Here is an 8,773-nt window from a genome sequence, read left to right on the forward strand (position 1 = left end):
CGACCGAATCGAAAATATCCAAGAAAGATAAAGGCCCAATCGGTAGTTGATTTCATCTATAGAGTAACATAAATCTCAAAAAATAGGGTGAAAAAACCTTTATTTGTCATGCAAAAAAATAGAAGATACGATAGAGAATCACTTTGATGATCTCAATCATACCTCCTATTCAAGTAGTTAGATCACTAACTTAATGACATTGAGCTTAAATGCTCCTTTTTTGTTTCAAAATTTCAAAATAGATTACACTCACCGCAGGCTCAGGCTTGCGTTTTTTTATTTGCTCTGAAAATTGATTCGCTAACTTCAACAAATAGCTTTATAAAGCGTTTTGTAAAAAATAAAAACAGTGAAATTACTCATAGATTCTTTTGTAATCTAGTAGAATTCTAAATTGAAACCTTCTCAACTATACGGGTCCCAGAACTGGCTATTATGTCTGATCCATTAAATACTTTTGATGTCATGGAGTGGTTAAAAAAGGTGGCAATGTTCTCTAAGTACAAGTTATTGCACTATAGAATATAAATCTATTCCCCACATATTGTTTTTAAATACTGTAAGAGATAATTTGAATAATATTACCTTGTGGTATAATAGATTCATGGATAAAAAATATGAAAAAATCTCCCAGGATTTGGGAGTGACGTTAAAGCAAATCGATACCGTTCTAAGTTTGACGGCAGAAGGGGCGACGATTCCCTTTATCGCGCGTTATCGCAAGGACATGACTGGTAGTCTGGATGAGGTGGCGATTAAGGCTATTATTGACTTGGATAAAAGTCTGACCAACCTCAACGACCGCAAGGAAGCTGTCTTGGCTAAGATTCAAGAGCAAGGCAAGCTGACCAAGGAGTTGGAAGAAGCTATATTAGCTGCCGAAAAATTAGCAGATGTAGAAGAACTCTATCTTCCGTATAAGGAAAAACGTCGGACCAAGGCAACTATTGCTCGTGAAGCTGGACTCTTCCCTCTTGCTCGCTTGATTTTGCAGAATGTAGCTGGCTTAGAGAAGGAAGCTGAAAAGTTCGTCTGTGAAGGATTTGCGACTGGTAAGGAGGCCTTGGCTGGTGCAGTTGATATCTTGGTCGAAGCCTTATCGGAAGATGTCAATTTACGGGCTATGACTTATCAGGAGGTGCTGAGACACTCTAAACTCACTTCTCAAGTCAAGGATGAAAGTCTTGATGAAAAGCAGGTTTTTCAGATTTATTATGATTTTTCAGAGACGGTTGGAAATATGCAGGGTTATCGTACCTTGGCTCTCAATCGTGGGGAGAAGCTGGGTGTCTTGAAGGTCGGTTTTGAACATGCAACGAACCGTATTCTAGCTTTCTTTGCTGCTCGTTTCAAGGTAAAAAATACCTATATTGATGAAGTGGTTCAACAGTCTGTTAAGAAAAAAGTCTTGCCTGCTATCGAGCGCCGTATTCGGACAGAATTGACTGAAAAAGCAGAAGAAGGAGCTATCCAACTCTTTTCTGACAATCTGCGCAATCTCCTCTTGGTTGCTCCATTGAAAGGGCGCGTGGTTCTTGGGTTTGACCCAGCCTTTCGTACAGGTGCCAAGCTAGCTGTCGTTGATGCAACAGGAAAAATGCTGACAACTCAGGTTATTTATCCTGTCAAACCAGCCTCTGCTCGTCAAATCGAAGAGTCCAAGAAAGATTTGGCAGATTTGATTGGTCAATACAGTGTAGAAATTATTGCTATCGGAAATGGAACTGCCAGTCGTGAAAGTGAAGCCTTTGTGGCGGAAGTTCTCAAAGAATTTCCAGAAGTCAGCTATGTTATCGTCAATGAAAGTGGTGCTTCTGTCTATTCTGCCAGTGAACTAGCTCGTCAGGAGTTTCCAGACTTGACCGTTGAAAAACGCTCTGCTATCTCTGTAGCCCGTCGTTTGCAAGATCCCCTTGCTGAATTGGTAAAAATCGATCCTAAATCAATTGGTGTCGGGCAATACCAGCACGATGTCAGTCAAAAGAAACTGTCTGAGAGTCTGGATTTTGTCGTCGATACAGTGGTAAACCAAGTCGGTGTCAATGTCAATACGGCCAGCCCAGCTCTTCTTTCACACGTAGCTGGACTCAATAAAACCATTTCTGAAAATATCGTCAAATACCGTGAGGAAGAAGGAAAAATCACTTCACGTGCCCAAATCAAGAAAGTTCCTCGTCTAGGAGCCAAGGCCTTTGAGCAGGCAGCTGGTTTCCTTCGTATCCCTGAAAGTAGCAATATCCTTGATAATACAGGAGTTCATCCAGAGAACTATGCTGCTGTTAAGGAGCTCTTCAAACGCTTGGATATCAAGGACTTAAATGAAGAAGCCCAAAGTAAACTCAAGTCCCTTTCAGTCAAGGAAATGGCGCAAGAGCTAGACCTTGGTCCAGAAACTCTTAAAGATATCATTGCAGATCTTCTCAAACCAGGTCGAGATTTTCGTGATTCCTTTGACGCACCTGTGCTTCGCCAAGATGTCCTAGATATCAAAGACTTAGTGGTTGGTCAGAAGCTAGAAGGTGTGGTGCGTAACGTCGTTGACTTTGGTGCCTTCGTTGACATTGGGATTCATGAGGACGGCTTGATTCATATTTCCCATATGAGTCGCAAATTTATCAAACATCCTAGCCAAGTGGTGTCAGTCGGAGATTTGGTGACCGTTTGGGTTAAGAAAATCGATACTGAACGTGAAAAAGTTAATCTGTCGCTTCTCGCTCCAAATGAAACTGACTGATTACGTCAAGCAGGTTTCACTAAAAGACTTCGGCAGACCTTTTATCCATCAAGCCCAGTGGAATTCTCGTCTACGTTCGACAGGTGGGCGATTTTTCCCCAAAGATGGGCATTTGGATTTTAATCCCAAGGTTTATCAGGAACTGGGGTTGGACGTTTTTAGGAAAATTGTCCGACATGAACTCTGTCATTATCACCTCTATTTTCAAGGGAAGGGCTATCAACACAAGGATCGGGATTTTAAGGAACTGTTGAAAGCAGTGGATGGATTACGCTTTGTGCCAACCTTGCCCAATAGCAACTCCAAACAAATCAAGCTTTATCGTTGCCAATCCTGCCAGCAAAGGTATCATCGCAAGCGTAGGATTGATACCAAACGCTATCGCTGTGGACTTTGTCGAGGTAAATTGCTACTAATAAATCAGCCTGAGGACTGATGAAAGCCGAGCCTACCCATGATATACTATGTCTAATCTAGCAGAAAGAGGAAATATCATGAACAGTAAATTTTATAAAATGAGACGAAATCGCATGATTTCAGGAGTTCTGGCAGGTCTGTCAGACAAGTGGAACTTTGATGTTACCCTTGTTCGTTTCTTGTTTGCCATTTTTACAGTCGCAAACTTTGGACTTGGCGTGATTATCTATATCATCCTAGCTTCTGTCATGCCAAGCAAGGAAGAAATCGAGGCAGAAATGTACGGAACAGGCCCACGTAAACGCAAAGAAGCCCAAGCCATTGACGATAATGAAGGCTGGTTTTGGTAAGGTTCTACAGAAGATTTGGAATAAGCAAAAAGCTTTAAATCAATAGTCTAAACTGCTTGATTTAAAGCTTTTTTACTTTTAATAAGATTTTCTCAGTCTCATATACAAAATATTATTTTAAACTCATGTTTCTAATCTGATTTTTTATGCTGAGACAATACATTTTTTGAAAAATGATGGATGCTGATAACAACTGATAGCCAGCAAATAGCATAAGCAGTAGCTGTAAATTCTGTACCGATAAAGTATGTTTTTTCAACTAAGAGCTGACCGATGAATGGAGAGAGGAGATAGAGAAGTCCGATGAGTATATGTTCTTTGTGTTTCATTAAAGCGCACCTTCTTTCCTTATAGGTAGAACGACTTGCAAGTATTAAATTAAATAGTGTTTCATCGAAGTAAGCTTACTAGAGTAATAGTTTCCGCTTCCTCCTTTCCAAAGTAAGCCTTTTCACACCTATATTTTACAATTTTAAAAATAGGAAATCAACTCATTTTCTAAGCAATTTTGCTTACATTTCCCCCAATCTTACAAAAATGTAAGATTAAAGTCTCTTTTGTAAGGTTAGGTTATGGCAAGCGGTCTTTTTTTGATGTAAACTAGACTCATAAAGAACAAAGGAGTAACATCATGAAACAAATCTTACAGAAGAAAAAAAGAAAACCAAGCCACAAAGATATCGAGCGCGTTCAGCTGGGATGCGCTATGATGCAAGCTACATTTCATTTGATGGGATATTAAGAAAGGAGATTCTCATGACACTTTTAGATGTAAAACACGTTCAAAAAATTTATAAAACTCGTTTTCAGGGCAACCAAGTAGAAGCCCTCAAGGATATTCACTTTACCGTGGAAAAAGGTGACTACGTTGCCATCATGGGTGAGTCTGGTTCTGGTAAATCAACTCTTCTCAATATCCTAGCTATGCTGGATAAACCAAGTCGTGGTCAAGTTTACCTGAATGGAACAGACACTGCAACCATTAAAAATTCACAGGCTTCTAGCTTCCGTCGTGAAAAGCTGGGATTTGTCTTCCAAGACTTTAACTTGCTAGATACTCTGTCTGTTAAGGACAATATCTTGCTTCCGCTTGTCTTGTCAAGAAGACCCATTACGGAGATGATGAAGAAATTGGTAGTGACAGCTGAGAATCTGGGTATCAACCAATTGCAAGAGAAGTATCCTTACGAGATTTCTGGTGGTCAGAAACAGCGTGTAGCAGTAGCACGCGCCATCATCACAGAACCTGAAATTCTCCTTGCGGATGAGCCAACAGGGGCCCTTGATTCCAAGTCATCTGCAGCTCTTCTTGATGTTTTTGATGAAATCAATGAGCGTGGTCAAACTATTCTCATGGTGACTCACTCAACGGCAGCAGCTAGCAGAGCTAAACGTGTACTCTTTATCAAAGACGGCATTCTTTACAATCAAATCTACCGTGGAGAGAAGACAGAACGTCAGATGTTCCAAGAGATCTCTGATACCTTGACTGTCATGGCAAGCGAGGTGAATTAGTATGTTTCGATTAACCAATAAGTTAGCGGTATCGAACTTGATTAAAAACCGCAAACTCTACTATCCTTTTGCGCTGGCTGTTCTTTTGGCAGTCACTGTCACCTATCTCTTTTACTCTCTAACTTTCAATCCAAAGATTGCGGAAATCCGTGGAGGATCAAGCATTCAAGCAACTCTAGGATTTGGTATGTTTGTCGTCACACTTGCGTCAGCCATTATCGTCCTCTATGCCAATAGTTTTGTTATGAAAAACCGTTCCAAGGAACTGGGAATTTATGGCATGTTGGGCTTGGAGAAACGTCACCTGATCAGTATGACCTTTAAGGAGTTAGTGCTATTTGGGATTCTAACTGTTGGAGCAGGTATCGGTATTGGAGCCTTGTTTGATAAGTTGATTTTCGCTTTCCTACTCAAACTGATGAAATTAAAGGTAGAACTAGTCGCTACCTTCCAGATGAAAGTTGTCATTACAGTACTTGTTGTCTTCGGTTTGATTTTCCTAGGCCTCATGTTCCTGAATGCCCTTCGAATTGCCCGTATGAATGCCCTCCAGCTCTCTCGTGAAAAAGCTAGCGGAGAGAAAAAAGGTCGTTTCCTACCTCTCCAAACCATTCTTGGTTCTATAAGTTTAGGGATTGGCTATTATCTTGCCCTTACGGTAAAAGATCCTCTTACAGCCTTAACAACCTTCTTCATAGCTGTTTTACTGGTTATCTTTGGGACCTATCTCTTGTTTAATGCAGGAATTACCGTTTTCCTTCAAATCTTAAAGAAAAACAAGAAATACTATTACCAACCAAATAACCTCATCTCTGTTTCCAACTTGATTTTCCGTATGAAGAAAAATGCAGTTGGATTAGCAACCATCGCTATCTTGTCAACAATGGTTTTGGTAACCATGTCAGCAGCGACAAGTATTTTCAATTCCGCAGAATCCTTTAAAAAAGTTCTAAATCCTCATGATTTTGGAGTTTCAGGGCAAAATGTTGAAAAAGAAGACTTGGACAAACTCTTGAGCCAGTTTGCAAGTGACAAAGGTTATAAGATTAAAGAGAAAGAAGTGATTCGTTATACTTACTTTGGTGTTGCAAACCAAGAAGGAAATAAGTTAACACTTTTTGAAAAAGGACAAAATCGTGTCCAACCCACAACAGTTTTCATGGTATTTGACCAAAAAGATTATGAAAATATGACTGGTCAAAAACTGTCTCTATCAGGAAATGAGGTCGGACTCTTTGCAAAGAATGAGGGAGTTAAAGAACAGAAAACTCTAACTCTGAATGATCATCAATTTTCTGTCAAAGAAGAATTTACTAAAGATTTCATTGTCAACCATGTCCCAAATCAGTTTAATATTTTGACTGCTGATTACAATTACCTTGTTGTACCTGATTTACAAGCCTTTTTGGATCAATTCCCAGATTCGGCTATCTATAATCAGTTTTACGGTGGCATAAATGTAAATGCCAGTGAAGAAGAACAACTCAAGGTCGCTGAAGAATATGATAAATACCTCGATCAATTTAATGCTCAATTAAACACGGAAGGTAGCTATGTTTACGGTAGTAATTTATCAGATGCTAGTGCTCAGATGAGTGCCCTCTTTGGTGGTGTCTTCTTTATCGGTATTTTCCTATCCATTATCTTTATGGTCGGAACAGTTCTGGTCATCTACTACAAACAAATTTCTGAAGGCTACGAAGACCGTGAACGCTTTATTATCTTGCAGAAAGTTGGTTTAGATCAAAAGCAAATCAAGCAAACCATCAACAAACAGGTTTTAACTGTTTTCTTCCTTCCTTTGCTCTTTGCCTTCATACATCTAGCCTTTGCCTACCATATGCTTAGCCTGATTTTAAAAGTGATTGGTGTAATAGATACGACTATGATGTTGACTGTGACCTTGTCTATCTGCGCTATCTTCCTCATCGCCTATGTGCTGATTTTCATGATTACTTCTAGAAGCTATCGCAAGATTGTACAAATGTAAAAAAAGATACCTCGACTTCAACATCGAGGTATTTCTTGTATTGTATACTCAATGAAAATCAAAAAGCAAACTAGGAAGCTAGCCGCAGGTTGCTCAAAGCACTGCTTTGAGGTTGTAGATAAAACTGACGAAGTCAGCTCAAAACACCGTTTTGAGGTTGTAGATAAGACTGACGAAGTCAGCTCAAAACACCGTTTTGAGGTTGCAGATAGAACTGACGAAGTCAGTTACATATATATACGGCAAGGCGAAGCTGACGTGGTTTGAAGAGATTTTCGAAGAGTATTAAATGCTGAAAAGTTGTCCTAGCAGAAAGGTAACTCCCATGGTCAAGAGGCCAATAGCAAGGTTCCGAATCATAGCTGTTTTGGTTGGGGCTTTTCCAAGTCTGGCACTAGTGTAACCAGTGAGAAGAAGGGCCACACCGACGATAAGGACAGTAGCAGGGATGCGGTATTCACTTGGAAAAATCGTCACTGACATCATTGGAGGCAAACTTCCAAGGAAAAAGGCAACAAAACTAGAAATGGCAGCGTGCCAAGGATTGGTAAATTCTTCATACTCAATCCCATATTTTTCCTCTACCAAAGCCTTGAGCGGATTTTTAAGAAAGGCCTTGTTGGTGAGAAGTTGTGCTGATGTTTCACACTCGCCATTTTGAATATAGGCAGCGTAGAGAGACTTTTTAGCTAGCTCCATATCTTGGTCTAGCAAGACTTGCTCACGCACAACGGCTGCTTCCTCGGTATCTTTTTGAGTTGAAACGGATACATATTCTCCACCTGCCATTGAAAAGGCACCGGCCAAAATAGCTGCAAATCCTGATAAAAAGATAATCCAGATATTGCTTGTAGCACTGGCAACCCCAATAACCACACCAGCAATGGAAATAATTCCATCATTAGCACCAAGAACACCCGCTCGTAGGATATTTAAACGACCTGCAAAATTTGAATCAATTTCGTGATTTGTTTCTGACATACTATTCTCCTTTTTATCCAGTATAAAGGAAAAATATAAGGAAATCAATCTTTTAAAAGTATCTGAAAAAAGTTGCACGATTTTAATTTTTTGAGCCTTTTTAAAAGTTAAAATCAGTACTAGCTAGTAGGAAAGGGAAAGCTGATAGACCAATGTCATTAAGTTAAGAAATTCAAATACAATTCTGTATTTGGGTTTCTTTTTTATGTGATAAACTTATAGTTAAGGAGGGATTTTCCATGATAAAACAAATAAAAGCCCACTTGAATAATAGTATTCAGAGTATCATTAGTCAAAAAGTTGAGTTCGTCAAACAAGATGAACAGGCCTTTACTCGTAAAAGAAGTTTATCATTAGAAACTATGATTCGTACCATTCTGGGAATGGGAGGGAAATCACTGTCAAAAGAATTACTAGATGCCAGACTGACAGTTTCAAATTCAGCCTTTGTTCAAAGACGCTATCAGATAAAACCTGAGGCTTTCTATGCCCTATTTAAAGAATTTACAGCACCTATTCCACTTAATACTGATTTTCCAATATTCGCTGCAGATGGGAGCGATATCTGTATTCCTCGAAATCCCATGGATACAGAAACCTTTATCCAAACCAAAAAGGATGTTAAATCCTATAATCTCATGCATATAAATGCCCTATACGACTTGACGACTGGAGTGTATCGAGATGTTTTTATTCAAGACAAACATGCACAACATGAGCGCTTAGCTCTGATTCAGATGATGGAGGCTTCTCCCTTTCGAGAAAGCTCTTGTTATTATGGATAGA

The 8,773-nt window shown here is 39.5% G+C and carries 9 protein-coding genes; 7 read left to right on the top strand and 2 right to left on the bottom strand.

What is annotated here, in order from left to right:
• Positions 1–604 precede the first annotated feature (604 nt).
• The 3 genes from B7695_RS05850 to B7695_RS05860 are packed head-to-tail and all read left to right on the top strand — an operon-like array spanning position 605 to position 3,501.
• Positions 605–2,734, top strand: a complete 2,130-nt coding sequence (locus B7695_RS05850; protein WP_084890407.1) for a Tex family protein — start codon at positions 605–607, stop codon at positions 2,732–2,734.
• A complete protein-coding gene (locus tag B7695_RS05855) occupies positions 2,721–3,170 on the top strand; it encodes a SprT family protein (RefSeq protein ID WP_084890395.1) in 450 nt (149 codons plus the stop codon). Before B7695_RS05850 ends, B7695_RS05855 begins: the two co-directional genes overlap by 14 nt.
• 58 nt (positions 3,171–3,228) lie before the next feature.
• Positions 3,229–3,501 (top strand): PspC domain-containing protein, encoded by a 273-nt coding sequence (locus B7695_RS05860; RefSeq protein WP_084890397.1) that lies wholly within the window; start codon positions 3,229–3,231, stop codon positions 3,499–3,501.
• A 131-nt stretch (positions 3,502–3,632) separates the two neighbouring features.
• On the opposite strand, the gene B7695_RS05865 is transcribed toward B7695_RS05860, so the two are convergent.
• Entirely contained in the window at positions 3,633–3,830 is a 198-nt protein-coding gene (locus tag B7695_RS05865; protein WP_084890399.1) for a hypothetical protein, read from the bottom strand.
• A gap of 427 nt (positions 3,831–4,257) precedes the next feature.
• On the opposite strand from B7695_RS05865, the gene B7695_RS05870 reads away from it, so the two are divergent.
• Genes B7695_RS05870 through B7695_RS11445 form a run of 3 tightly spaced genes read left to right on the top strand, consistent with a single transcriptional unit; the run spans position 4,258 to position 7,273 of the window.
• The gene (locus B7695_RS05870) at positions 4,258–5,016 is read left to right on the top strand and encodes an ABC transporter ATP-binding protein (protein ID WP_000173358.1); all 759 of its coding nucleotides are present in this window, start codon (positions 4,258–4,260) and stop codon (positions 5,014–5,016) included.
• 1 nt (position 5,017) lies between these two features.
• Positions 5,018–7,006, top strand: a complete 1,989-nt coding sequence (locus B7695_RS05875) for an ABC transporter permease (protein WP_084890401.1) — start codon at positions 5,018–5,020, stop codon at positions 7,004–7,006.
• Between the two features lie 51 nt (positions 7,007–7,057).
• The gene (locus B7695_RS11445; protein WP_142358868.1) at positions 7,058–7,273 is read left to right on the top strand and encodes a hypothetical protein; all 216 of its coding nucleotides are present in this window, start codon (positions 7,058–7,060) and stop codon (positions 7,271–7,273) included.
• A gap of 18 nt (positions 7,274–7,291) precedes the next feature.
• Here the strand turns inward: B7695_RS11445 and B7695_RS05885 are convergent, their stop codons facing one another.
• On the bottom strand, positions 7,292–7,987 hold the full coding sequence (locus B7695_RS05885; RefSeq protein ID WP_084890403.1) for a VIT1/CCC1 transporter family protein: 696 nt from the start codon (positions 7,985–7,987) through the stop codon (positions 7,292–7,294).
• 239 nt (positions 7,988–8,226) lie between these two features.
• Here B7695_RS05885 and B7695_RS05890 point away from each other — a divergent pair, with 239 nt between their 5' ends.
• Positions 8,227–8,772, top strand: coding sequence for a hypothetical protein (locus B7695_RS05890; RefSeq protein WP_084890405.1), 546 nt, complete (start codon positions 8,227–8,229; stop codon positions 8,770–8,772).
• Position 8,773 lies beyond the last annotated feature (1 nt).

The sequence above is a fragment of the Streptococcus mitis genome, from assembly GCF_002096845.1.
Classification (GTDB): Bacteria; Bacillota; Bacilli; order Lactobacillales; family Streptococcaceae; genus Streptococcus; species Streptococcus mitis_A.

Excerpts from the sequence above, each read along its gene's own strand:
- B7695_RS05885 (WP_084890403.1), bottom strand. The coding sequence starts at position 7,987 with ATGTCAGAAACAAATCACGAAATTGATTCAAATTTTGCAGGTCGTTTA.
- B7695_RS05865 (WP_084890399.1), bottom strand. The coding sequence starts at position 3,830 with ATGAAACACAAAGAACATATACTCATCGGACTTCTCTATCTCCTCTCT.
- B7695_RS05850 (WP_084890407.1), top strand. The coding sequence starts at position 605 with ATGGATAAAAAATATGAAAAAATCTCCCAGGATTTGGGAGTGACGTTA.
- B7695_RS05875 (WP_084890401.1), top strand. The coding sequence starts at position 5,018 with ATGTTTCGATTAACCAATAAGTTAGCGGTATCGAACTTGATTAAAAAC.
- B7695_RS05870 (WP_000173358.1), top strand. The coding sequence starts at position 4,258 with ATGACACTTTTAGATGTAAAACACGTTCAAAAAATTTATAAAACTCGT.
- B7695_RS05860 (WP_084890397.1), top strand. The coding sequence starts at position 3,229 with ATGAACAGTAAATTTTATAAAATGAGACGAAATCGCATGATTTCAGGA.
- B7695_RS05890 (WP_084890405.1), top strand. The coding sequence starts at position 8,227 with ATGATAAAACAAATAAAAGCCCACTTGAATAATAGTATTCAGAGTATC.
- B7695_RS05855 (WP_084890395.1), top strand. The coding sequence starts at position 2,721 with ATGAAACTGACTGATTACGTCAAGCAGGTTTCACTAAAAGACTTCGGC.
- B7695_RS11445 (WP_142358868.1), top strand. The coding sequence starts at position 7,058 with ATGAAAATCAAAAAGCAAACTAGGAAGCTAGCCGCAGGTTGCTCAAAG.